The organism is Sphaerimonospora sp. CA-214678 (assembly GCF_050942215.1).
Lineage (GTDB): Bacteria > Actinomycetota > Actinomycetes > Streptosporangiales > Streptosporangiaceae > Sphaerimonospora.
In genome coordinates this window covers 5194399-5216866 of record NZ_CP192056.1, presented here as the reverse complement: position 1 = coordinate 5216866, position 22468 = coordinate 5194399, and the positions used below count along the sequence as shown (strand labels likewise).

Here is a 22468-nt window from a genome sequence, read left to right as displayed (position 1 = left end):
CGTCACGCCACCCCGACGCCCGGTGACCCGCTTGGCAGCCACCGCACGGCATCCGGCGCAGTCGTGGAGTACCCTGCGTCAACCACGACAGACTCGGGCAATTCAACGGGGTGTGATGGCTTGATTACGGTTTGGCCGCGATGCTTCGACATCCCTGAGGTCGGGTGTCCCGTTCTGTAGCCTGATCTGGCGAACGAATGTGGAGGCGGCACATGCTTGGGAAGATCGTCGTCAGGCTGATCGTGGCGCTGACGCTACTCGCGCCGGTCCTGGCTCTGGCCGGTCCGGTCACCGGGACCACCCAGGGAATCTCCTGGATCTAGGGAGTGTCTGTCGACATGCCCAACCCGCGCCCGTGGCCCCTGTGGCTGATCATCTGTGAGCAGATCGCGGGGTCGCGGGCTCCTCTCTAAGCCGAGGTGGCCGCATTGCGGGAACTTCCGTGGCCTGCCAGGGTCTACTTCGTCGCGCTCATCGGGGTCGCCGGTCTCCTGGTCGCGCACAGCATCAGCACGCCCGGCCTCGTCGCCGGCCTCGACTGGGCCACACTCCTCGTGCTGGCCCTGCTCTTCCTGCTCTGCGAGTCCGTGCCGACCCTGCTCAACGTGCCCCACGTGGCGGTGTCGGTGAGCTACTCCGCCGCGCTGGCCGCCGTCGTGCTGGTCGGCCCCGAGGGTGCGGCCCTGGTCGGTCTGATGGCCCTGGTCAACGTACGTCCCGGGCTCTCGCTGGTGAAACGACTGTTCAACGGCGCGCAGTACGCCATCTGCGGCTACGCCGCCGGTCGGGCCTTCGAATGGGCGGGGGGCGTGCCCGGTCTGCCCAGGACGGCGGACTTCCCCGGCATCCTCGTGCCGTTCGGCGCGGCGACCGGGGCATTCGTACTGATCAACTTCCTGCTCACCGCGGGCATCCTGCAACTCGCCTCCGAGGTCGGCAGGAACCAGGTGCCGCTGCGCGCGACCGTCCAGTTCCTCGGGTCGTACGTCGGGTACGCCGTGTTCGGCCTGCTGATCGCTGCCCTGTGGGCCACGGTGCAGTCGATCTCGACCGTGCTCGTGCTGCTCCCGCTGTTCGTCGCCCGCTGGGCGCTCGGGCACTACCACGCCGAGCAGCGGTCGTACGACGCGACCATCGCGGCGCTGTGCCAGGCCGTGGAGACCAAGGACTACTACACCCGGGGGCACTGCACCCGCGTCTCGGCCGCATCCTCCATGATCGCCGAGGAGCTCGGCATGGGTACCGAGCGGCTGCAGGCGATCCGGTACGCCGGGATGCTCCACGACGTGGGCAAGCTGGGCGTGCCGACCAAGGTGCTGCAGAAGGAGGGCAAGCTCAGCGAGGAGGAGTTCGCCGCGATCCAGCTTCATCCGATGCGGGGGCTGGAGATCGTGCGGGGCATCGACTTCCTCGACGAGGCGTTCGCCGGGATCATGCACCATCACGAGAAGTTCGACGGGAAGGGCTACCCGATGGGCCTGGCCGGAGCCGAGATCCCGGAGTTCGCCCGGATCATCGCGGTCGCCGACGCGTTCGACTCGATGACGTCCGACCGGTCCTACCGCAAGGCCAAGTCGATCGGGGAGGCGACGACCGAGCTGCGCAAGAACGCCGGGACCCAGTTCGACCCCGTCATGGTGGACACCTTCGTCAGGGCGCTGGAACGGGACGGCTGGTGGCACGCGCAGACCATGCCGGAGCCGCCCGACGGCGTGGCCGTCGAGACCACCGTGAAGGATCACGACGATCCCACCACTCCCATCCAGGTGGCGTCGGAGCGATGAGACAGCGGCGGATGGTGGCGGCGAGGTCGCCGTACGGTCTGGAGTCGGGGCACCTCCTGCTGATCTTCGCGGCCGTGCTGCTGACCGTCGCGGGAATCGCGCACACGGCGGCGGTCGGCCTGGTCGACTCCCAGGTGGCGCTCGGCTTCGGTGCGCTCATCGCGGCCGGGGAGCTGGCCCGGCTGACGATGCCGGGCAACCGTGAGGTGGCCCCGGTGTCCACGGCGGCCTCTCTCGGCTACGCCCTGCTGCTCGACGTCGGCGGCCGCCCGGCCGACCACCCGGCCCTCCAGGTCGTCGCGGTGATGGCGGTGGGAATGATCTCGGGCGGACTGCCGCATCTGGCGGTCGGCCGCCCGCCCAGGCTCGACGCGATGGCCCGGCGGCTGCTCGCCGGGTCGCTGCTGGCCTTCGCCTACCGGCCGATGACCGGCTTCCTCCGGGAGATCGCGCTCCGCGACAACTGGTGGCCCGCGCTGGGCGTGATGGCCGTGCTCGGCACGGTCATGCTCGCCGCCGACGTGATGATCGCGGCGATGCTGCGGTCCGAGCAGGTGCGGACCGCGTTCGGCGTCACCGTACGGGACGAGATCAGGATGGCGGCGCCGCTCGGCGCCGCCGTGGCCGCATCAGGAATGCTGCTCGCGCTCGCCTCGCACAGCATGGACCTGACCGCGCTGCCGGCCTTCGCGGCGCCTCTGCTGGTCACGCAGGTCGCCTTCCGCAAGTACGCGGGGATCCGGGCGACCTACCTCCAGACCGTGCGCGCGCTCAGCCGGGTCACCGAGGTCGGCGGATATGTCGAGCCAGGGCACTCACGCCGGGTGAGCAGGCTCTCCCTGGCCATCGGACGTGAGCTCGGCCTGTCCGAGCCGCAGCTGCTGGAGCTGGAGTACGCCGCGCTCATGCACGACATCGGGCAGCTCTCACTGCGCGATCCGATCCCGGGCGGGGCGACGGTGCTGGCCGACCCCGCGCAGGCCGCCCGGATCGCCGAGCTCGGCGCCGAGGTGATCAGGAAGACCGGAGTCCTCCACGGCGTGGCGGAGATCGTCCGGCGGCAGTGCGACCCCGTCGCCGACTCGCCCCCGCTGGCGAGCCGGATCATCAGGGCGGCCAACGCCTACGACGATCTGGTGGGCGGCTCGGCCGACAGGGACCGGGCCGGCGCCGCGCTCGAACGGCTCCGCCTGGGCGTGGGCGGCGAGTACGACCCCGCCGTCGTGGAGGCGATGGCGCGGGCGATCGACCATCTCGACCCAAGGGGTGTCTGACAGGCCGTGTCCCGTCGCGCGCAGGACACCGTCAGTCGGACACCTCGGGCCGGCACGGTTGCAGCAACGGTTGTAGCAGATGTCTTACTGGAAGCCGTTGTACGCCGCGCCGAGGGCATGGTTATTGTGGCGACCCTACAGTTTCGCCCCGCTGGTTCAGTCGGAATCAGGCGGGGGAGCGGACCGCTAGATCACCATAGGGTTGACTGCGTGTTCGACTCAGTTCTCGTCGCCAATCGCGGCGAAATCGCCCGGAGGATCATCCGTACGGTCAAAGACATGGGGCTGCGCGCGGTCGCGGTCCACTCGGAGGCGGATGCCGACCTGCCGTTCGTGAGCGAGGCGGACGACGCCGTGCTCCTCGGCCCGGCCGGCCCGGCCCAGAGCTATCTCGACGCGGGTAAGGTCATCGACGCCGCCCGTGCCACGAGAGCGCGGGCCATTCACCCCGGCTACGGATTCCTCGCCGAGAATGCGGCATTCGCCCGTGCGGTCACCGAAGCGGGCCTCACCTGGATCGGTCCCGATCCCGACGCGATAGAGCGTATGGGCGACAAGATCAACGCCCGGAACCTGATGGAGAGCGCCGGTGTGCCGGTCGCGGCCGGCACCCGTGAGCCGGTGGCCGACCAGGCGGAGGCCCTCGAAGCGGCGGCTCGGATCGGTTACCCGGTCATGGTGAAGGCGGCCGGTGGTGGCGGCGGCATCGGCATGGGCGTCGCACGTGACGACGCATCCCTGGTCAAGGCCTTCGATCAGGCGGCCCGCGCCGCTGCCAGGTTCGGGGGAAACTCGGCGATCCTGCTAGAGCGCTACATCGAGCGAGCCCGGCATGTCGAGGTGCAGATCCTTGGTCTGGCCGACGGCACGGTGGTGGCCCTGGGGGAGCGTGACTGCTCGGTCCAGCGGCGGCACCAGAAGGTCGTCGAGGAGAGCCCGTCGCCCGGCATCACCCAAGAGTTGCGCGAGCGGATGCTGGCCGCGGCCGTACGAGCGGGGGAGGCGGTCGGCTATCGCGGCGCCGGAACGGTGGAGTGCCTCGTGGACGCCGACGCGCAGGACTTCGTGTTCCTGGAGATGAACACCCGCCTCCAGGTGGAGCACCCGGTGACCGAGTTGGTCACCGGACTCGACCTGGTCGAGCTGCAGATCCGGATCGCGGCCGGTGAGGTGTTCCCGGTCGAGGTGGGCCCCCCGAGCGGGCACGCCATCGAATTTCGGGTGTACGCCGAGGATCCCAAGCGGTTCTTCCCCGGACCAGGGAAGATCGACACGTGGGAGGAGCCGGTCGGTGAAGGCATTCGCATCGATTCCGGATATGTCGCGGGCAATATGGTCACGCCGTTCTATGATCCGCTGATGGCCAAGCTCTGCGTTCACGGCGCCACAAGGGAGGAGGCACTGGCCCGCGGCCGTACCGCCGTTTCGGCCTTCAAGCTGGCGGGGCCGAAGCACAACCTGCCGTTCTGCGCCGAGCTGCTGGACCACCCCGAGTTCGTGAGCGGGGACTATGACACCGGGCTGGTCGCCCGGATGAGGCGAGTTTGATCCGCTGGATCGCTGATTGAGGGGAGTTCCGGGTGGCCGAGGTGCGCGCCGAGATGGTGGCGAACGTCTGGAAGATCGTCGTGAGCGAGGGCGACACGATCGAGGAGGGCGACACACTCGTCATCCTCGAGTCGATGAAGATGGAGATCCCGGTCATCGCCGAGGACTCCGGTGTCGTGGCGCAGCTCAAGGTGGCCGAGGGCGACGTCGTCCAGGAGGGCGACCTGATCGCCGTCATCGAGTAGGACGGGCGTCCCGGGCCGACGGTCCACGCGGGTCGTCACACGCGGCGCACAGACGGCCCACAGGTGGAAACACGGGTAGCCGTCATGGACGGGTGCGGAGGTGAGTGTCACAGGCGGGGTGGTCCGGAGGCGAGTGTCACAGGCGGGCGAGGAACCTCTCGCGGTCGACGATGACCCGCTCGACCCGCCCAGTGGCGACCAGCGTCCCGTTCTTGTCGACGGCCTCGACCGAGAAGATCAGACGCCTGCCGTCCACCTCGACCAGCTCCGCGCTGACCTCGACGTGCATGCCGACCGGGCTGGGCGCGCGGTGATCGAGTGCGATTTTCGTGCCCACGGTGGTCTGCCCCGGCTCCAGGTAGGGCTGCACGGCCTTGACCATGGCACCCTCGGCGAACGACAGCAGCCGCGGGGTGCCGAGGACCGGGACGTCGCCGCTGCCGACCCTGATGGCGGTGTCCTCACGCTCGACCATGATGAGGACTTCGGCGCGCAGACCAGGGACAACTCTCATGTACGTCAGCCTATTAGGACGCGGGACGAGGCTGCGCCGCTGGCGCGGATCGGCGGTGGGCGGCCGGGGTGATATCGTGAATTTCCACTTTGATCACCGTGGTCGGCCGGCGGCTGAAGGCGTTCCCACGACCCGTCGGGCCGTGGGAACGAGGTGTTCTTCCGCTTCTGTCCGCGCTGCCGCCGCCGTGGTCGTCCAGGTGACCCCGAGAAGCTGACCAGACCGTTATTCGAAGCACGGCGATACGGGCTGATAACCGCTAGGCTCGGGGTCTGACCCTGGAGTGGGAGCCCAGTCAAATTCAGGCTTCTGCGACCCTGTCGTTATCTTCTCGCGACGCGAAGCTGCTTTGTTGGACACTTCGGGGGCAGAGTGAATTAGGGGGTACGGGGCGCAGATGGTGGCCCAAGGCACGACCCTGGCTGGGCGCTACCGGCTGGATTCCCGGCTGGGCGCCGGGGGCATGGGCGAGGTGTGGCGAGGAGAGGACACCGTACTCGCGCGCACGGTCGCCGTGAAGGTTCTGCTCCCCGGGCGGCTCAACGACCCCGGCTTCGCCGTACGCTTCCAGGGCGAGGCCAGGGCCATGGCGACCATCAATCATCCGGGCGTGGTCGACGTGTACGACTACGGCGTCGCCGACGTACCCGGTGACGGCCCCACGGCCTACCTGGTGATGCGGTTCGTCGACGGCGAGCCCCTCGACCGGCTGCTGACGCGGCTCGTCCGGATCGGCGCCGAGCCCGCGATGGAGCTGATCGCGCAGGCCGCCTCGGCGCTTCAGGCGGTCCATGACAGCGGCATCGTGCATCGTGACATCAAGCCGGGCAACCTTCTGGTCCGTTCCGACGGCACGCTCGTGCTCACCGACTTCGGCATCGCACGCGCCGACTCGGGCAGCCGTCTCACCGATGCGGGCATGGTCCTGGGCACCGCCGCCTACTGCGCTCCCGAGCAGGCCGAGGGTGCCCCGGTCACCCCCGCGGTGGACATCTACGCGCTGGGCGTGGTCGCCTACGAGTGCCTCGCCGGTCAGCGGCCGTTCGACGGCGACACGCCGGTGACGATCGCGCTCAAGCACATCCGTGAGCTTCCACCGCCTCTGCCGCCCGACGTGCCGCCCGCTGTGCGCGCCGTCGTGGAGCGCGCGATGTCGAAGGACCCGGCGCGCCGGTGGCCGTCCGCCGCCGCGATGAGCCAGGCGGCCCGCCAGTCGGTCCAGCGCACCGGGGCCGCGCCCGACCACGGCTACGGACAGTCCGGTGCGGCTGCGCCGTACGGGCAGCCCGGCGCGGCGGCGCCCGAGCAGCAGGTGGACGCGGCGATGATCGAGGCGGCGTTCCAGGAGACGGGTTACCTGGAGGAGGGGCAGACCTACCGGATCACCAGGGAGACCTGGCATGACGGCACCGCCCCGCCGCACCTGGTCCCCCCGGCCCTGACCACGCAGGCGGCGTCCGCCGTGGGACGCCAGGAGGGGCAGCCACCGGGGTCGCGGTCGTCTCGCCGTGCGCAGCTCAGGAAGGGGCGCAGGACGCGCACCGGGCCCATCGTCGCGGGAATGGCCGGGTGCGTCGTCGTGGTCGGCCTGGTCGCGGCCGGGGTGAACCTCGCCTCGGCCCGTTCCGGGGAGGAGACGCCGATCCAGCCGTCCGTCACCGCCGAGCTTCCGTCGCCGACGCCGACCAGCCCCAGCCCGCGCCCGTCCAAGACCCCCTCGCCGAGCCCGACGCGGGCGGTTCCGCCTCAGACGAACCGGCCGCCGAGCCCGTCACCGAGTCCATCGCCCAGCCCCTCACCGAGTCCTTCGCCCAGCCCTTCGCCGAGCCCGTCACCCAGTCCCTCGCCCAGCCCGACGGACAAGCTCGTCAAGGTGCCGGAGCTGACCGGTCTGGCCGAGAACGTGGCCAAGGTCAGGCTTACCAAGATCGGGCTCCAGCCCGTCGTCCGCTACAAGGGCGAGGGAGCATGCAAGGACCCGGTGAGCAGCCAGTCGCCGGAGGCCGGGAAGTTCAAGCCCGAGGGGTCCAACGTCGTCATCGTGGTCCACAAGAAGGCCTGTCCGTCCCCCTCGCCCCATCTGTCCCCCAGCCCGTCGCCCAGCCCCAGCCCCTGAGATCGGGTCCCCACCACCCCCCCGCGCGTGATCTTGTAGTTGCTCGCAGGGGCGGCCTCTGACATGGTCATATCCTTGTCGTGATCTTGCAGAAACTCGCACGCCACCCGGTCTATCTGCGACGACGCCGTTCGTGATCTTGCACTTCCAAGTGCAAGATCACGGAAGATTGAACCGCTGGTCAGCGGTCATGGCTGCGAGTTTCTGCAAGATCACGAGAGGTGAGTGCCCAGGTTGGATGGCATGTCTGCGAGCAACTACAAGATCACGCGCGGGGGGTGCCACCACCCCTATGGGGCATCACTCCCGTGGGCATCACTCCCGTGGGCATCGCTCCCGTGGGGGTGGGTCAGATGCCGGTGGTGTTCCTGGGGTAGGCGATCTGCGGGTCGGTGGCGATGTTCACCAGGTACGGCACGCCGGAGTCGAACGCCCGCCGCAGCGCAGGGCCGATCTCGTCGGGTGAGGTCACCAGTTCCCCGCCACCACCGAGGGCCGTCACGACCTGGTCGTACCGGCACTGCGGCTGCAGCTCGGCCGCCACGTCGTAGCCGTACAGCAACTGCATGGGATGCTTCTCCAGCCCCCACATGCCGTTGTTGCCGCAGATCATGACGACCGGCAGGCGGTGCCGTACCAGCGTGTCCACGTCCATCAGCGAGAACCCGGCGGCGCCGTCGCCGAGCAGCAGCACGACCTGCGAGGACGGCCGGGCGAGCCGGGCGGCGATCGAGTAGCCGAGGCCGGTGCCGAGACAGCCGTACGGCCCCGGGTCGAGCCAGTTGCCGGGTTTGCGCGGCTCGATGTACTTGCCGGCGTAGGACACGAAGTCGCCGCCGTCGCCGATCACCACGGCGTCGTCGTCCAGCAGCCTGTTCAACTCGCCGTAGATCCGCATCGGGTGGATCGGGTCGGCGTCCGACTCCAGCAGCGGCGCGTCGGACGCGATCGAGGCCGCCGCCTCCTCGGCCAGCCGATCCTTCCACGGCTCGTACGCCTTCGGGTTCACCCCGGCGGTACGGCAGGCGGTGGCGAGCCCCCACAGGATGAGGGAGAGATCGCCCGTCGCCGACCCGGCCAGACCGACGTGCGTGGCGAGCTGCGACGGCGCGTCCACGATGTGGACGACCCGGGCGAGCGGCGCGCCGTCCTTGCCGCCGAACCAGCCGTAGCCCAGGCGGAAGTCGAGGGGTGTGCCGACCACGATGACCAGGTCGGCCTGTTTGAACGCGTGCCCCCGGGCCCGGGTGACCAGCAGGTCGTGGCCGGAGGGCAGGATGCCCCGGCCCTGTCCGTTGGGGATGACCGGCAGGCGCCACTCCTCGGCGAAGTCCCTGGCCGCCTCCTCGGCGCGATCCATCCATACGTCCGAGCCGAACACCAGCACCGGCCGTTCGGCCTCGGTGATCAGCCGGGCGATCTCGGCGAGCGCGTCGGGGTCGGGTTCGAGCGGCGACGGAGTCAGCGTCTGGGAGTCGTAGTCGGCCGCGGGCGCGAACAGGTCGTCCATATAGACGTCCAGGAACACCGGGCCGCGGTGCGGGGCCAGTGCCATGCGGAACGCCATCTCGACGTCCTGCCCGATGGAGTCGGCGCCCGAGCCGGTGAAGGCGAGCTTGGTGATCGGCTCGAACAGCGGAGGGTGATCCATCTCCTGCAGCGCGCCCGAGCCCCACCGGGAGCGCGGCGCCCTGCCGCCGAGCACGACGAGCGGTGAGCCGTTGAAGTGGGCCGTGGCGACCCCGGAGACGCCGTTGGTGACGCCGGGGCCGGCGGTGAGCACCGCGAGGCCGGGACGTCGGGTCAGGCGGGCGGTCGCCTCGGCGGCGAAGACCGCGCTCTGCTCGTGGCGTACGTCCAGGATGCGCATGTCCCGGTGGACCGCGCCGTCATAGAGCGGGAACACGTGCCCGCCCGACAACGTGAACATCGTGTCGACGCCGTACGCCTGGGAGACGGCGACGGCGATGTCGCCTGCGTGCGTTGGGGACTCCATGCGGGAAACCTACCAGTCGGTCACTTAGCCGGGGAGAGAAGACTTGTCGGTCTCGCCAACCTGCCCGCGATCGCGGGTGGTCAACCCGCCGGTTCCATCTGAGCTGTTCGCCTCTGCCCCCTCAGCCGGGGAGCTTGAGGGTGGTGCGGAAGACGGCGGGGTCGAAAGCGCCGCCGAGGACGGGGGCGAGTCCCGCCCGTGCGGCGCGGGCGAAGGCCGGACGATCGAGGACGCCCGCGCCCTCGGGTAGTGCCCCGGCGAGCGGCCGGGCCGCCAGCATCTCCAGATCGGCGACGTTGCACCGTTCGGCCAACCCCGGCTCGGCCGGCCAGGAACCGATCACCACCCCGGCCGGATCGAGGCCACGGCCCGCCATGGCCTCCAGGGTCAGCGCGGTGTGGTTCAGCGTGCCGAGCCCGGCCCTGGCCACGACCAGGACCGGCGCACGCAGCTCGTACGCCAGGTCGGCGAGCGTGCTTCCCTCCTCGTCGAACCGGACGAGCAGCCCGCCCGCCCCTTCCACGATCACCAGCCGGTTCGACTCCGCCAGCTCCTCGACGAGCGTGGCCACCGAGGTGAGCGACACCGGCGGCAGGCCGGCAACCCGGGCGGCTGCGGCGGGCGACAGCGGGTCGGGGAACCTGGCCGGTTCGAACGTCGTGGTGACCCCCGACAGCCGGATCACGTCGTCGAGGTCTCCCGGCTCGCCGGCCGCCACTCCGGTCTGCGCCGGTTTCACCACGGCGACCGTCGAACCGCGTTCCAGGGCCAGCGCGGCGAGCGCCGCCGTGACCACGGTCTTTCCGACGCCGGTGTCCGTGCCTGTGACAACGAGAATGCTCATTCACCGCAGCGTACGGCGTGACGGCGGCCGGGGTGGCACATGCGGTGCGCGCCGGGCGCGGCCGTGTCGCCGGGGCGGCGGTCGGCGCCGCCCCGGCGGGAGCCGTACGACCCGGTGCGACGGGCGTCAGGCGCTCCCGCCCGAGGGCCGCCGCAGGCGGGTGACGAACTTGTAGCGGTCCCCCCGGTAGAGCGACTGGGCGTACTCCACCGGGTTGCCCTCGGCGTCGAACGCGTGCCGGGTCAGCAGCAGCATGGGCAGCCCGACGTCGACCCCGAGCACCTGCGCGTCGTACGGCGTGGCCAGGACGGTCTCGATGACCTCCTCCGCGTCGGTCAGCTGCACGTTGTAGGCGTTGTGCAGGGTCTCGTAGAGCGATGGATGGGCCTCCAGCTCCCGCCGCAGCCGGGGGAAGCGCCGGGCGGACAGGTGGGTGGTGTCGATCGACATCGGCTCACCGTTGGCCAGGCGGAGACGGTGAATGCGCAGCACGCGCCCGCCCGGATTGATCGCCAGCCGGCTGCCGAGCGCCTCGTCCGCCGTGATGTAGCTGATGTCCAGGATCTTGGTGTCGGGTTCCAGGCCGACCATGCGCAGGTCACCCGTGTACGAGGTGAGCTGCAGCACCTGGGCGACCTTGGGCTGGGCGACGAATGTGCCCTTGCCCTGGATCCGCAGCAGCCTGCCCTCCACCACGAGCTCCGTGAGCGCCTGGCGGACGGTGGTCCGCGAGGTCTCGAAGCTCACGGCGAGCGCGCGCTCCGGAGGGAGCGCGCTGCCCGGGGGCAGGGTCTTCGTGAGCTCCAGCAGGCTCCGCTTGACGTCGTAGTACTTCGGGACCCGGGGAGAGTCCTCGCTGTGCTCCGTCACGTATCCACCTTCAATTCGGCCACAGCGGTGAGCGCACCCCTGACCACCGCGAGATCATCCGACCTCAGATCGGCCCTCGCGGTCAACCTCAAACACGACCGTCCCCGGGGAACCGACGGCGGGCGGAAGCACCCGGCGCGCACGCCGTGCTCGGCGCACACGGCGGCCGCGGCCACCGCCCGCCGCGGCGGCCCGAGCACGACCGGTACCACGGCCGCCGCCGGGTTCGTCTCCGGGTCCATCGACAGGCCCAGCTCGTGGATCGTCGCGGCCAGGGCGCGCGCGTTGGCCCTGGCCCGTCCGGGAAGGTCCGCCGCTGCGTCTTCGAGGATGCCGAGCGCGGCCAGGGCCGCACCCGCGCAGGCCGGCGCGAGCCCCGTGTCGAAGATGAACGAGCGGCCCGTGTCGATCAGCGTCTCGATCACCTCGGGCGCGCCCAGCACGGCACCGCCCTGCGATCCCAGCGACTTCGACAGCGTGACCGTACGCACCACGTGAGGGCTGCCGGCGAGTCCCGCCTCGTGCACAGCGCCACGCCCCTGCTCGCCGACCACGCCGAGCGCGTGCGCCTCGTCGACCACGAGCAGCGCGCCGTGCCGTACGGCGGCGGCGTGCAGGTCGCGCAGCGGCGCGAGGTCGCCGTCGACGGAGAACACGGCGTCGGTGACGACGACGGCGTGCTCCTCGGCGCGGTCGGCCAGGATCTTGCCGACCGCCTCGGCGTCTCCATGTGGAGTGATGACGACCCGCGAGCGCGACAGCCGGCAGGCGTCGACGATCGACGCGTGGTTGCCCGAGTCGGAGACGACCAGGCTGCCGCCCCCGTCCCGGCCGGCGACCGAGGCCAGACCGACGGCGGCCAGATTGGCGAGGTATCCGGAGGAGAAGACCAGCGCCCTGGCCGCGCCGGTGAAGGCGGCCAGCCGCTCCTCCAACTCGGCGTGCAGCCGCGTCGTCCCGGTCACCAGGCGGGAACCGGTCGAGCCGGCGCCCCACTCCCGGGTGGCGCGGACGGCGGCCTCGATGAGCCGCTCATCCCGCGCCAGCCCCAGATAGTCGTTGGAGGCCAGGTCCAGCAGGCCGTCATGGTCGGGCGTGCGAGGGCGCAGGACACGCCGCAGCCCGGCCGCCTCCCGCTGGGCGGTGGCCTCACGGAATCGGTCGAGTGGCCGTTTCATGGAGTGCATCTTGCCAGGTGGTGAATGCCGATTCGCCTCCGGGCCGAGCCCCGGCGCATGATGCGAGGGTGCCAACTATCAGCGACCTGGTGTCCAGGCATACCGCGCTCGACGCCGCGGATGTCGACTGGATCTATTCCCTGGTGTCGGACTGGCAACTCCTGGCCGACCTGTCCTTCGCGGATCTCATCCTGTGGGTCGCCCATCGGGGCGGCACGGGTTGGGTCGCGGTGGCCCAGATGCGGCCCACGACCGGCCCGACGGTCTACCACGACGACGTCGTCGGGGCCATCGTGGCGAAGGGGGAGCGGCCGCTCATCGACATAGCGTGGGACGAGCAGCGGATCTGCCGTGAGGGCGATCCCGACTGGTCCAGCGGCGTACCGGTCCGGGAGGAGACCATCCCGGTACGGCGAGGCTACGCCGGGCCCCTCATCGGGGTCATCCAGCGGTCCACCAACCTGTCGTCGGCGCGTACGCCGTCCCGGCTGGAGCTGACGTACCTGCAGAGCGCGTCAGATCTGGCCCAGATGGTGGCCGAGGGCGGATTTCCGTTCGCCGGAGAGCAGCCGACCCTGGTCAGGTCCCCCCGGGTCGGCGACGGCCTGCTCCGGCTCGACAAGGCCGGACGGGTGACCTACGCCTCCCCGAACGCGCTGTCGGCCTACCGCCGGCTCGGCCTCTACGCCGACCTGGTGGGCGCGGATCTCGGCAGGACGACGGCGGCGCTGTGCTTCTCTGACGAGCCGATCAACGAAGACCTGATGCTGGTCGCGAGCGGCCGGGCGCCCCGGGAGATCGAGGTGGAGAACGGCGGCACCGTGGTGCAGCTCAGGGCCATCCCGCTGATCGTCGGCGGCGGCAGGATCGGTGCGCTGGCGCTCATCCGCGATGTGACCGAGCTGCGTCGCCGCGAGCGAGAACTGTTGACCAAAGACGCGACGATACGTGAGATTCATCACCGGGTCAAGAACAATCTGCAGACCGTCGCGGCGCTGCTCCGGCTGCAGGCGCGCAGGCTGAACAACCCCGAGGGGCAGGAGGCGCTGAACGAGGCGGTCCGGCGGGTCGGCTCGATCGCGATCGTGCACGAGATCCTGGCGCAGATGCCCGAGGAGATGGTCGAGTTCGACGACATCGCCGACCGGGTGATCGCCATGACGGCCGAGGTCTCGCTGGCCCACGTCATGCCCAAGCGCATCGGCGGGTTCGGAGTGCTGCCGGCCGCGGTGGCGACGCCGATCGCCATGGTCCTCACCGAGCTGCTGCAGAACGCCGTGGAACACGGCTTCTCGCACAGGTCGGGGAACGTGGAGGTGATCGTGAATCGCGAGGTGGACCGGCTGGAGGTCGTGGTCGCGGACGACGGGCAGGGTCTGCCGCCCGACTTCGATCTGGATTCCACCGTGAGTCTGGGGTTGCAGATCGTCCGCACGCTCGTGGAGGCCGAGTTGTCGGGCCGTCTGAGCATCGGCAGGAGGGACGAGGGGGGCACGGAGGTCAACCTCAGCATTCCCATGCCGTCAGGGAGCACGCCCTCGGGAAGTGCCGGGTCCTATGGGAGTACGGGCTCTTCCGGAGCCGGAGCCAGGGTCAGAGGCGGAGCGGCCGAGAAGGCCACGCCGTTTTGAATGCCATCGTGGTCGCCGTACCGGACCGGTCGTATCGGCACCCGGGTCGTGCCGGGACAGGGGCCGTACAGTGGCCGGGACAGGGAGCCGGGACCGGTGAACGACGATTGATCGGACGGCGGGGAAGCCGGCGTCGCCACGCTGAACGACCTGGTCGGGCCCGAAGTGGACTACTCGGGCCCGAGGGTCCGTGAGGCCGTGGTGCGTGCTGCGACCGTTGCCATCCGACCGGGGGTCAGACGCCGGCGCGGGCGCGGGCGCGAGCCGTACGGCGCTTCAGCGCGCGACGCTCGTCCTCGCTCAGTCCGCCCCAGACCCCGGCGTCCTGGCCGGATTCGAGAGCCCACTTGAGGCACGAGTCGATGACCGAGCAGCTTTGACATACCTGCTTGGCCTCTTCGATCTGCATGAGCGCCGGACCGGTGTTCCCAATGGGGAAGAACAGCTCGGGGTCCACGTCACGGCAGGCGGCTCGGTGGCGCCAGTCCATGCGTTCCACTCCTTCGTCGAGCGGGGCCGTACCGGCCTCCGCTGGTTCGTCAACTTTGTGAAGTCTTTCACTAACTGGTGCGAACGTTTGCCGGACCAGGGTTTGGGCCGGAGTGTCCGCGTGATCGCCGGTGACCGATGCGGAGGCGGTGGTCTCCGTAAAGGTCCTACGTTCCGACGTCGTAGTCAGCTTTTCAGTCGTACCAACCCCACACAAGAGGTTCAGGGCAAGGTTTTGCCCTCCATGGCTGTCGGATGCGTCACATTGTGACGATCTGTCACGCTTTAGATGAGAACTTGTAATGCATTCGGGATAGAGCGGAAGATCACCCACTCGTGCTCCCCCAGGTAATCGCCGTCCAGCTGGAAGGCCATCGGCCGGGTCGCCACCAGCGTGAACTCGGCCTCGTCGTGAATCTGGACGAGGTGTCTGCCCGTCGGTGACGCCTGCCGTTCCCCGACGATCTGCCGGACGAGCGTTGCCATGGTCGGCAGGTTGAGCTTCCGTAGCCCCAGCAGGTCGAGACCCGTCTCGAACGTGGCCAGCGGCGTGGGGTTGACGGGACGTGGACCCACATAGGTCCACGGGGCGGTGTTCGACACGATGGCGAGGAAGAGGTCCTCCTCGTCCGGCCGGTTCGGACGCCTCAGTCGCAGGGCGGCGTGCCGGCGGTCCGTCACGAAGAAGTGGCGCACCGCGGTGTTCACGTAGAGGGCCGGCAGTGCGCGCCGGCCCGTGCTCCGCAGCCCCTCGACCGCCCTGATGACCTCGGCGTCGTACCCCAGCCCCGCGCAGAACGTGAAATATCGAGAGCGGCGATGGTCTGGTCCGCCATCCACCCCCGGGTCGGGGCCGGAAACCTCGTCATGCCAGACGGCCTGGCCCAGTCCTATCGTCCGCCGCCGGTCGTCGCGAAGCGCGTCGAGCACGGCGCCGGTGGCCTCGACGGGATTGTTGGGCAGGCCGAGCGCCCGGGCGAACACGTTGGCGCTGCCTCCGGGAATGATCATCAATGCCGGCCGTCCGCTCGCGACCTGCTCGGGCTGCGCCCCGAGCAGCCCGTTGACGGTCTCGTTCATCGTGCCGTCGCCCCCCAGCACGGCCACCGCCTCGAATCCGCGGGCGTGCGCCGTGGCCGCGAGCTCGGTGGCGTGACCCCGGCGGGCGGTCTCCTCGACGGACAGATCCACGGCCGCACCGAGCGCCCGGATTAGCACATCACGGGTGCGTTCGTTGGTTGTTGTCGCCTTTGGATTGACGAGGAGGAGTGTCCGCATGCCCTGAAGATTAACGAACGCTTTACCGCTGACACCCGCGACGCCACGCGCGACCGGGTGGAGGGCGGCCCCGGCATCGCTGCGGCGACCGCGGCTCCCTGCGGGTAGGGTTGGGCGATGTGATCAGCAGTTCCGCCGGCCGCCCCGTCACGGTGATCGTGGCCGCCGCAGTCCTGACCGCCGAGGGCCTGCTCGCGCTGGTCCTCGGGGGGTACGTCGCCGTCGAGACACTGGTCGGCAAACCCACAGACACCGTCACCAGCCTCGCCGTCGCCGGGTTCGGCCTGGTCACCGGCGCCGGGCTGCTGTGGGTCGCCTGGGGCCTGTGGCAGACGCTGCGCTGGAGCAGGGGTCCGGCCGTCGTGACACAGATCTTCGCCCTGCCGTTGGCGATCACGCTGATCCAGTCCGAGCAGTACGGCTACGGCGTCCCGCTCGTGGCGGCGGCGGCCGTCGCTCTCGTCACCTTGCTCGCGCCGTCGTCGACGCGGGCCCTGATGGACGGTGACGGCCGCTCCGACACCTGAGCTCAGTCCTCCGCGGTGAGGCCCTCGCGGAGCTGGGCGAGGGTCCTGGCCAGCAGCCGGGAGACGTGCATCTGCGAGATCCCCAGTTCGTTGGCGATCTGCGACTGGGTCATGTTCCCGAAGAAGCGCAGCAGCAGGATCCGCTTCTCACGCGGCGGCAGCCGCTCCAGCAGAGGCTTGAGCGATTCGCGGTACTCGACGCCTTCCAGCGACTCGTCCACGATGCCCAGCGAGTCGGACACGGCCGGCGCGTCGTCGTCCCCGGAGTCGGGGGCGTCGAGGGAGACCGTCGAGTAGGCGTTGGCCGACTCCAGGCCCTCCAGCACCTCCTCCTCGGTCATCTGCAGATGCGCGGCGAGCTCGGCCACCGTGGGGGCCCGGCTCTCCCGCTGTGACAGCTCGCTTATCGCCTTGGTCAGCGAGAGCTTGAGCTCCTGCAGGCGGCGCGGTACGCGGACCGCCCATCCTTTGTCGCGGAAGTGCCGCTTGATCTCCCCGACGATGGTCGGGGTCGCGTACGTGGAGAACTCGACGCCCCGGGCGAGGTCGAACCGATCGATCGACTTGATCAGTCCGATCGTGGCCACCTGCGTGAGGTCGTCGAGCCACTCGCCGCGGTTGCGGAAGCGCCGCGCCAGGTACTCGACCAACGGCAGATGCAGCTCGACCAGCTCGTCGCGGATGCGCTGGCGCCTCGGGTCGTCCGGTGACAGCTCGGCGAGCTCGGCGAAGAGCGTGCGCGCGCGTACACGATCCGGCACGGCCGAGTCGCCGGAGGCCATGGCACTAGTCCTTTCCATCACGCCGGCCTCGCTGTGCCCCGGCGCTTGCGCAGGACGATCGCCATGTGGTCGCCGTGCTCGGAGAGGGCGTCCACGTCGTCGGCGAGGGCCGTGAGCACCATCCAGGCGAAGTCCTCCCGGTTGGGGGAGCTGACCCCCACCGTGTTCACCTCGACCCGGACCGTCATCTCCTGCCCCGTGAGCTCGAACTCGGCGAGGAGATCGGTGCCGGGAACCGCGTGCCGGAGAAGCATGGCGCACGCCTCGTCGACGGCGATGCGGAGATCCTCGATCTGGTCGAGGGTGAAGTCGAGCCGTGCCGCCAGTCCGGCCGTGGCCGTACGCAGCACGGAGAGATAGGCGCTGGCTGCGGGCAGCCGGACGGTGACGGCGTCGCGAATCTCGGTCAGCTCCACCGCAGGCGTCTCGGTTTCCTCGGTCACGTTCCTCCTCGCCCCTTCGCGGCCGTCCCGGTGGCCGGCCTCCATGATCGATCCGGCGTCGGCCCCTTCCGGTCGGCCCTTCCCAAACGGCCCCTCGCGTCGGCTCAGTGCCCTGAGTGCAACCTACCGCCACTCGCCACGTGGTGCTCCGCTCACAGGCCGCGGTTAGGGCGATCCTTGGCGGTAGGTCCTGGTAAATTCCCTGCTAGATCGACTTTCCTGAGTCGGCAAGGCGATCACCGCCATGAAAGGGCCCCGCCCGATCCGGACGGCCGCGCTCGACCAGGGAACGGCGCGGGCCGGAAGACCGTGCGGGGCCGGAAGATCGCGACCTAGGCGGCCTTGGTCTCCCAGAAGATCTTGGCGATCTCATCGATCTTGGCAAGCAGCTCGTCCGCCTGAGCGGGGTCGACGGCGCCCTTGGCACCGGCCGCGCCGGCGAGCTTGGTGGCGTCCCAGAAGAGCTGGTGGAGCTGAGGGTACTGCTCCAGGTGCGGCGGCTTGAAGTAGTCGGTCCACAGCACCCACAGGTGGTGCTTGACCAGCTCGGCCCGCTGTTCCTTGATGATGAGAGCGCGCGTCCGGAAGACCGGGTCGTCGTTGTCGGCGTACTTCTTCATAATCGCCTTGACCGACTCGGCCTCGATGCGGGCCTGCGCCGGGTCGTAGACCCCACACGGCAGGTCGCAGTGGGCGGACACTTCGCGCTTGGGTCGCAGCAGTCGTGCGAGCATCGGAATCCTTCCTTAGGCATGCTGGTGACAGCACTGTCCAAGACCGACTTTACTCGTAGAGAAGTGCTTACGCAGAGGGGGATGATGCTGACCGCGGTGCGTGTCGCGGGGGACTCCATGCTGCCCGTCCTGCGTCCGGGAGACCTGCTGCTCGTACGGCCAGGCGCGCGGATCCGGCCAGGAGACCTGGTGATCGCCAGGCGCCCGCACGGACTGATCGTCAAACGGGCGTTCCGGCTCACCCCGGAGGGGTGGTGGCTGGAGAGCGACAACCAGTCGGCCCCCGGGCGGCAGGACAGCTGGGATTTCGGCGCCGTTCCGGAACCCGACGTCCTGGGCCGGGTCGTCCTGCGCTACTGGCCTCGGCCGACCCGGCGGTTCCCCCCACCCCCATCCCCGTGATCTTGTAGTTTCTCGCAGGCCATGCCCCCGAGCTGCGTGAATCGGCTCCGTGATCTTGCAGAAACTCGCAGACGGTCTGCCTGAGCTGCGTGCATGTGTTTGGTGATCTTGCACTTGTCGGTGCAAGATCACGACTGGTGTTTTCGCTGTTCAGAGGGTAGGTCTGCGAGAAACTGCAAGATCACGGACGTGAAACCCGCTGGTCCTGGCCCGATGTGCGAGCATTCGCAAGATCACGGGCATGGAGGGGGCGGGGAGGTTGGGGTCAGGCGCCGCGCTTGCGTGCTCGGTAGGCGGCCACGTTGGCGCGGCTGGCGCAGCGCTCCGAGCAGTAGCGGCGGGACCGGTTCGAGGAGGTGTCGAGGTAGACGTTGCGGCAGGGCGCGGCCTGGCAGATGCCGAGACGGTCGACGCCGAGACCGGTGATCACACTCGCCAGGCCCATGACGGAGCCCACGGCGAGCGCGTCGGCCACCCGCCCGCCCTCGGTCAGATGCATGTGCCAGCGCTGGCCTTCGTGGCCCGAGATCTGCGGATGCACGGGATGCCGGACCAGGAGGCCGTTGAGCCGCTCTACGACGTCGTCCTCGTCACCCTCGGCCGCGGCATGGAAGACCCCGGTGAGCTCTTCGCGCAGTTCCCGCAGGGCGTCGAGATCCCTCCGGGTGATCCGGGCGGCCGCCTCTCCGCGGCCGGCCTCCTCGAGCAGCTCCCGCAGCTCGGTGAGACCCCTGAGCTCGTCGCCCCTGTTCACCAGCAGGACGGCCAGCTCGGCGTATGACGTCAAGTCCACTGGGACGCCTAGGTACGTAAGGGATCATTTATAAGACTGAGTATTACACGCGGCGGGCCTCAGGGGAACACCTGCCTTCAGACGAGGTGCCCGTCGTGTGGCACAATCGGGGAACGGGTGACCCCCGTACCCCCTTAGAGACGACCGTCAATCGACGACGGCCTCCGGCGGCTACCGAAGCCTGGGTCCCTCGTTTCTTGAGGCGTCTACCGAAGGAAATCGTCCTTATGACACTGGGGTCGCTGTGACCGTCTCACCTGTTTCTCTCGAATCTCTCGACCTGGATCCCGCTTTCGCCCTGCACCGCGGCGGCAAGCTGGAGGTCCGTTCCACCATCGCGGTCCGGAACGCGGATGATCTGTCCCTTGCCTACACGCCCGGGGTCGCCCGTGTCTGCACCGCGATCGCGGACACCCCTGACCTGGTCAACGACTACACCTGGGTGTCGAACGTGGTCGCCGTTGTGTCCGACGGCACAGCGGTGCTGGGTCTCGGCGACATCGGACCGGCCGGCGCCATGCCCGTCATGGAGGGCAAGGCGCTGCTGTTCAAGGAGTTCGGCAACGTCGACGCCGTGCCGATCTGCCTCGACTGCACCGACACCGACGCGATAATCGAGACCATCGTCCGGCTCGCGCCCTCGTTCGGGGGCATCAACCTCGAGGACATCAGCGCGCCGCGCTGCTTCGAAATCGAGGAGCGGCTGCGTGATCTGCTCGAAATTCCCGTCTTCCACGACGACCAGCACGGCACGGCCATCGTCGTCCTCGCCGCGCTGCAGAACGCCGCGCGCCTGACCGGGCGCTCGCTCGGGGAGCTCCGCGCGGTCGTGGCCGGCGCGGGCGCCTCCGGGGTGGCCGTCTCCCGCATCCTGATGGGAGCCGGCATCGGCGACATCGCGGTCTCCGACTCCAAGGGCGTCATCTACGCCGGCCGGGAGGGACTGAACTCCGTCAAGGCGGCGCTGGCCCGCGACGGTAACAAGCTCGGCCTCACCGGGTCGACCGAGCAGGCGCTCGCCGGGGCCGACGTCTTCGTCGGCCTGTCCGGGTCGACGGTGTCGGAGGAGGCCATCGCCTCCATGGCGCCGGACGCGATCGTCTTCGCGCTGTCCAACCCGACGCCCGAGGTGGAGCCCGCCGTGGCGGCGCGGCACGCCAGGGTCGTGGCGACGGGGCGCTCCGACCACCCGAACCAGATCAACAACGTGCTGGCCTTCCCCGGGGTCTTCCGCGGGGCGCTCGACGTCCGGGCCACGGCGATCACCGAGAACATGAAGGTGGCCGCAGCCACCGCGCTGGCCGAGGTGGTCGGCGACGATGTCTCGGAGGCGTACGTGATCCCCTCGCCGTTCGACGCGCGGGTGGCTCCGGCGGTGACCGCCGCAGTGGCCCGCCAGGCCCGTGAGGACGGCGTCGCGCGCAAGTGACCGTCTTGATCCGCGTGGCCTGATCCCGGTCTCCGTACGGCAGGACGACCGGATCGCCACGGAATCGGCATCGATCGATCCCGTCGACCAGAGAAAACGGACGGCGGGCGAACCGGGGCCGGTGAGCACACCCCGCTCACCGGCCCCGATCGGTTTCACGGCGATGAACACTTGGTAATCCCTTTAAGGGTTCACGGTCCGTGCTATAAAGAAAGCTCTCCGTTACCTACCGGCTATACCTGTCCTGGTGAGGAGAGCGATGCGAAGTGCCCCCGACCTGTCGTCGCAACGGTGTCCCGCCGATGCCCGGCCGTTCCGCGCCGGCCGGCTGCCCGGCCTGCTGGCCGGGTTGTTCTCACGTAGGGCCGTGCGCCGGCGCGCTGACGATGCCGTCGGCGTGTCCGCCGGAGCGGTACCTCTCGGCATCGGGCAGGAGTTCCCCCACTCATGGGAGGAGGGCGTGGCGAGCGTGACAGCACTGTGGCGGGCCGACGTCGAGCGGCGCAGGTTCCTCATCGACTCCACTTTCGCGCTGGGAGCGGGCTCGGTGGGGGTCGGACGCTGGCTGACGACCTCCTCCCCGGAACGGCTCTCCGCCGACGGCCCGCGCCGCGTCGGCGCCTCCGATGTGGCCTCGATCCGGGAGGTCACCCGTTCGTTCGGCGAACTGGACAACCGGTTCGGCGGCGGCAGCATCCGGGGGCCGGTGGTGCGATATCTGCACACGGCGGTGACCCCGCTGCTGCGCGAAGGGTCGTACGGCGACGCCACCGGGCGTGCGCTGGCGACGGCGGCGGCCGAGCTGACCCGTCTCGCCGGCTGGATGGCCTACGACCTGGAACGACATGGACTCGCCCAGCGCTATCTGATCCAGGCGCTGGGGCTGGCCCGCAGCGCGGGCGATGACGGCCTCGCCGGTGAGATCCTCGCGGGGATGAGCCACCAGGCGATCTACATAGGGCAGCCCCGGCACGGGCTCGAGCTGGCCGGGGCGGCGGTGATGGCGGCCGAGCGCTCCGGAGTGTTCTCGCTGCTCGCCGAGGCCCGGGTGCTGGAGGCGCACGCGTTCGCCCTGCTCGGCGACGGCTCGGCGTGCGCCGCGTCCCTGCACGCCGCCGACGTCGCCTTCGACCGGCGTTCGCCCCGGGACGAGCCGAGTTGGATCGGCTACTTCGACGAGGCGTATCTCGCGGCCAAGTCGGCCCACTGCCTGCGCGACCTGGGCGATGGGGACGGAGCCGTACGGCATGCCAGGCGGTCGCTGGTGATGGACGGGCGGTATGTCCGCGGCAAGATGTTCAACTTCTCGTTGCTGGCGTCCGCGCTCATCCAGCGGGGTGAGCTGGAGGAGGCGTGCGAGGCCGCCACGTCGGCACTCGACCTGGCCGAGGGCATCCAGTCGGTCAGGACCCGGTCGTACGTCGCGGACCTGCGCGTACGGCTTGAGCCGTACGCGAAGCAGCCGCGGGTGGCGGCGCTGATCGAGCGCTGCGGCCGGCCCGTGGAGAACCGCGTGCCGGCCGGCGCGGTGTGAATCGGCGAGTGAACCGAGGCGCCGTGCGACAAGGGCATAGTCGATCACGGCGCTGTG

General features: G+C 69.8%; 21 protein-coding genes. 10 read left to right on the top strand and 11 right to left on the bottom strand.

Translation table 11 applies throughout. From position 1 onward, the window contains the following. Window positions 1-428: 428 nt before the first annotated feature. The 4 genes from ACQP1K_RS23275 to ACQP1K_RS23260 all read left to right on the top strand — a co-directional run bounded on the left by ACQP1K_RS23275 (window position 429) and on the right by ACQP1K_RS23260 (window position 4851). Window positions 429-1784 (top strand): HD-GYP domain-containing protein, encoded by a 1356-nt coding sequence (locus tag ACQP1K_RS23275; protein WP_433497820.1) that lies wholly within the window; start codon window positions 429-431, stop codon window positions 1782-1784. Further along, window positions 1781-3058, top strand: a complete 1278-nt coding sequence (locus tag ACQP1K_RS23270; protein ID WP_433497819.1) for an HD-GYP domain-containing protein — start codon at window positions 1781-1783, stop codon at window positions 3056-3058. Before ACQP1K_RS23275 ends, ACQP1K_RS23270 begins: the two co-directional genes overlap by 4 nt. A 210-nt stretch (window positions 3059-3268) precedes the next feature. Continuing rightward, entirely contained in the window at window positions 3269-4606 is a 1338-nt protein-coding gene (locus ACQP1K_RS23265) for an acetyl-CoA carboxylase biotin carboxylase subunit (protein WP_433497818.1), read from the top strand. A 32-nt stretch (window positions 4607-4638) separates the two neighbouring features. Next, a complete protein-coding gene (locus ACQP1K_RS23260; protein WP_433497817.1) occupies window positions 4639-4851 on the top strand; it encodes a biotin/lipoyl-binding carrier protein in 213 nt (70 codons plus the stop codon). 136 nt (window positions 4852-4987) lie between these two features. On the opposite strand, the gene ACQP1K_RS23255 is transcribed toward ACQP1K_RS23260, so the two are convergent. Continuing rightward, window positions 4988-5365, bottom strand: a complete 378-nt coding sequence (locus ACQP1K_RS23255) for a thioesterase family protein (RefSeq protein ID WP_433497816.1) — start codon at window positions 5363-5365, stop codon at window positions 4988-4990. Window positions 5366-5762: 397 nt separating this feature from the next. On the opposite strand from ACQP1K_RS23255, the gene ACQP1K_RS23250 reads away from it, so the two are divergent. Further along, complete coding sequence (locus ACQP1K_RS23250; protein WP_433497815.1) at window positions 5763-7481, top strand: serine/threonine-protein kinase; 1719 nt, start codon at window positions 5763-5765, stop codon at window positions 7479-7481. A gap of 349 nt (window positions 7482-7830) precedes the next feature. Here the strand turns inward: ACQP1K_RS23250 and ACQP1K_RS23245 are convergent, their stop codons facing one another. The 4 genes from ACQP1K_RS23245 to ACQP1K_RS23230 all read right to left on the bottom strand — a co-directional run bounded on the left by ACQP1K_RS23245 (window position 7831) and on the right by ACQP1K_RS23230 (window position 12369). Then, on the bottom strand, window positions 7831-9477 hold the full coding sequence (locus tag ACQP1K_RS23245) for an acetolactate synthase (protein ID WP_433497814.1): 1647 nt from the start codon (window positions 9475-9477) through the stop codon (window positions 7831-7833). A 121-nt stretch (window positions 9478-9598) separates the two neighbouring features. Next, the gene (gene bioD, locus ACQP1K_RS23240; protein WP_433497813.1) at window positions 9599-10321 is read right to left on the bottom strand and encodes a dethiobiotin synthase; all 723 of its coding nucleotides are present in this window, start codon (window positions 10319-10321) and stop codon (window positions 9599-9601) included. Window positions 10322-10447: 126 nt separating this feature from the next. Beyond that, window positions 10448-11191, bottom strand: a complete 744-nt coding sequence (locus ACQP1K_RS23235; protein WP_433497812.1) for a GntR family transcriptional regulator — start codon at window positions 11189-11191, stop codon at window positions 10448-10450. Then, complete coding sequence (locus ACQP1K_RS23230; RefSeq protein ID WP_433497811.1) at window positions 11188-12369, bottom strand: 8-amino-7-oxononanoate synthase; 1182 nt, start codon at window positions 12367-12369, stop codon at window positions 11188-11190. Before ACQP1K_RS23230 ends, ACQP1K_RS23235 begins: the two co-directional genes overlap by 4 nt. A gap of 68 nt (window positions 12370-12437) precedes the next feature. Here ACQP1K_RS23230 and ACQP1K_RS23225 point away from each other — a divergent pair, with 68 nt between their 5' ends. After that, on the top strand, window positions 12438-14000 hold the full coding sequence (locus ACQP1K_RS23225; protein WP_433497810.1) for a histidine kinase N-terminal domain-containing protein: 1563 nt from the start codon (window positions 12438-12440) through the stop codon (window positions 13998-14000). 235 nt (window positions 14001-14235) lie between these two features. Here the strand turns inward: ACQP1K_RS23225 and ACQP1K_RS23220 are convergent, their stop codons facing one another. Then, the gene (locus tag ACQP1K_RS23220; RefSeq protein ID WP_433497809.1) at window positions 14236-14490 is read right to left on the bottom strand and encodes a WhiB family transcriptional regulator; all 255 of its coding nucleotides are present in this window, start codon (window positions 14488-14490) and stop codon (window positions 14236-14238) included. Window positions 14491-14774: 284 nt separating this feature from the next. After that, window positions 14775-15767 carry a diacylglycerol/lipid kinase family protein gene (locus ACQP1K_RS23215; RefSeq protein WP_433497808.1) on the bottom strand — a complete coding sequence of 331 codons (993 nt, stop codon included), beginning with the start codon at window positions 15765-15767 and terminating at the stop codon, window positions 14775-14777. 119 nt (window positions 15768-15886) lie between these two features. Here ACQP1K_RS23215 and ACQP1K_RS23210 point away from each other — a divergent pair, with 119 nt between their 5' ends. Further along, window positions 15887-16294 (top strand): hypothetical protein, encoded by a 408-nt coding sequence (locus ACQP1K_RS23210; protein ID WP_433497807.1) that lies wholly within the window; start codon window positions 15887-15889, stop codon window positions 16292-16294. Window positions 16295-16296: 2 nt separating this feature from the next. Here ACQP1K_RS23210 and ACQP1K_RS23205 read toward each other — a convergent pair whose 3' ends face one another. The 3 genes from ACQP1K_RS23205 to sodN all read right to left on the bottom strand — a co-directional run bounded on the left by ACQP1K_RS23205 (window position 16297) and on the right by sodN (window position 18253). Then, window positions 16297-17076, bottom strand: a complete 780-nt coding sequence (locus ACQP1K_RS23205) for an RNA polymerase sigma factor SigF (RefSeq protein ID WP_433497806.1) — start codon at window positions 17074-17076, stop codon at window positions 16297-16299. 17 nt (window positions 17077-17093) lie between these two features. Next, entirely contained in the window at window positions 17094-17519 is a 426-nt protein-coding gene (locus ACQP1K_RS23200) for an ATP-binding protein (RefSeq protein ID WP_433497805.1), read from the bottom strand. Window positions 17520-17851: 332 nt separating this feature from the next. Next, window positions 17852-18253, bottom strand: a complete 402-nt coding sequence (gene sodN, locus ACQP1K_RS23195; protein WP_433497804.1) for a superoxide dismutase, Ni — start codon at window positions 18251-18253, stop codon at window positions 17852-17854. A gap of 18 nt (window positions 18254-18271) precedes the next feature. Between sodN and ACQP1K_RS23190 the strand changes: the two genes are divergently transcribed. Continuing rightward, a complete protein-coding gene (locus ACQP1K_RS23190; RefSeq protein WP_433497803.1) occupies window positions 18272-18655 on the top strand; it encodes a S24 family peptidase in 384 nt (127 codons plus the stop codon). 265 nt (window positions 18656-18920) lie between these two features. Here the strand turns inward: ACQP1K_RS23190 and ACQP1K_RS23185 are convergent, their stop codons facing one another. Beyond that, on the bottom strand, window positions 18921-19448 hold the full coding sequence (locus tag ACQP1K_RS23185; protein ID WP_433497802.1) for a CGNR zinc finger domain-containing protein: 528 nt from the start codon (window positions 19446-19448) through the stop codon (window positions 18921-18923). A 244-nt stretch (window positions 19449-19692) separates the two neighbouring features. Between ACQP1K_RS23185 and ACQP1K_RS23180 the strand changes: the two genes are divergently transcribed. Then, window positions 19693-20877, top strand: a complete 1185-nt coding sequence (locus tag ACQP1K_RS23180) for an NAD(P)-dependent malic enzyme (protein ID WP_433497801.1) — start codon at window positions 19693-19695, stop codon at window positions 20875-20877. 259 nt (window positions 20878-21136) lie between these two features. After that, complete coding sequence (locus tag ACQP1K_RS23175; RefSeq protein WP_433497800.1) at window positions 21137-22411, top strand: hypothetical protein; 1275 nt, start codon at window positions 21137-21139, stop codon at window positions 22409-22411. The last annotated feature ends 57 nt before the right edge of the window (window positions 22412-22468 follow it).

Excerpts from the sequence above, each read along its gene's own strand:
- ACQP1K_RS23230 (WP_433497811.1), bottom strand. The coding sequence starts at position 12,369 with ATGAAACGGCCACTCGACCGATTCCGTGAGGCCACCGCCCAGCGGGAG.
- sodN (WP_433497804.1), bottom strand. The coding sequence starts at position 18,253 with ATGCTCGCACGACTGCTGCGACCCAAGCGCGAAGTGTCCGCCCACTGC.
- ACQP1K_RS23215 (WP_433497808.1), bottom strand. The coding sequence starts at position 15,767 with ATGCGGACACTCCTCCTCGTCAATCCAAAGGCGACAACAACCAACGAA.
- bioD (WP_433497813.1), bottom strand. The coding sequence starts at position 10,321 with ATGAGCATTCTCGTTGTCACAGGCACGGACACCGGCGTCGGAAAGACC.
- ACQP1K_RS23175 (WP_433497800.1), top strand. The coding sequence starts at position 21,137 with ATGCGAAGTGCCCCCGACCTGTCGTCGCAACGGTGTCCCGCCGATGCC.
- ACQP1K_RS23205 (WP_433497806.1), bottom strand. The coding sequence starts at position 17,076 with ATGGCCTCCGGCGACTCGGCCGTGCCGGATCGTGTACGCGCGCGCACG.
- ACQP1K_RS23190 (WP_433497803.1), top strand. The coding sequence starts at position 18,272 with ATGCTGGTGACAGCACTGTCCAAGACCGACTTTACTCGTAGAGAAGTG.
- ACQP1K_RS23250 (WP_433497815.1), top strand. The coding sequence starts at position 5,763 with ATGGTGGCCCAAGGCACGACCCTGGCTGGGCGCTACCGGCTGGATTCC.
- ACQP1K_RS23245 (WP_433497814.1), bottom strand. The coding sequence starts at position 9,477 with ATGGAGTCCCCAACGCACGCAGGCGACATCGCCGTCGCCGTCTCCCAG.
- ACQP1K_RS23220 (WP_433497809.1), bottom strand. The coding sequence starts at position 14,490 with ATGGACTGGCGCCACCGAGCCGCCTGCCGTGACGTGGACCCCGAGCTG.
- ACQP1K_RS23270 (WP_433497819.1), top strand. The coding sequence starts at position 1,781 with ATGAGACAGCGGCGGATGGTGGCGGCGAGGTCGCCGTACGGTCTGGAG.
- ACQP1K_RS23255 (WP_433497816.1), bottom strand. The coding sequence starts at position 5,365 with ATGAGAGTTGTCCCTGGTCTGCGCGCCGAAGTCCTCATCATGGTCGAG.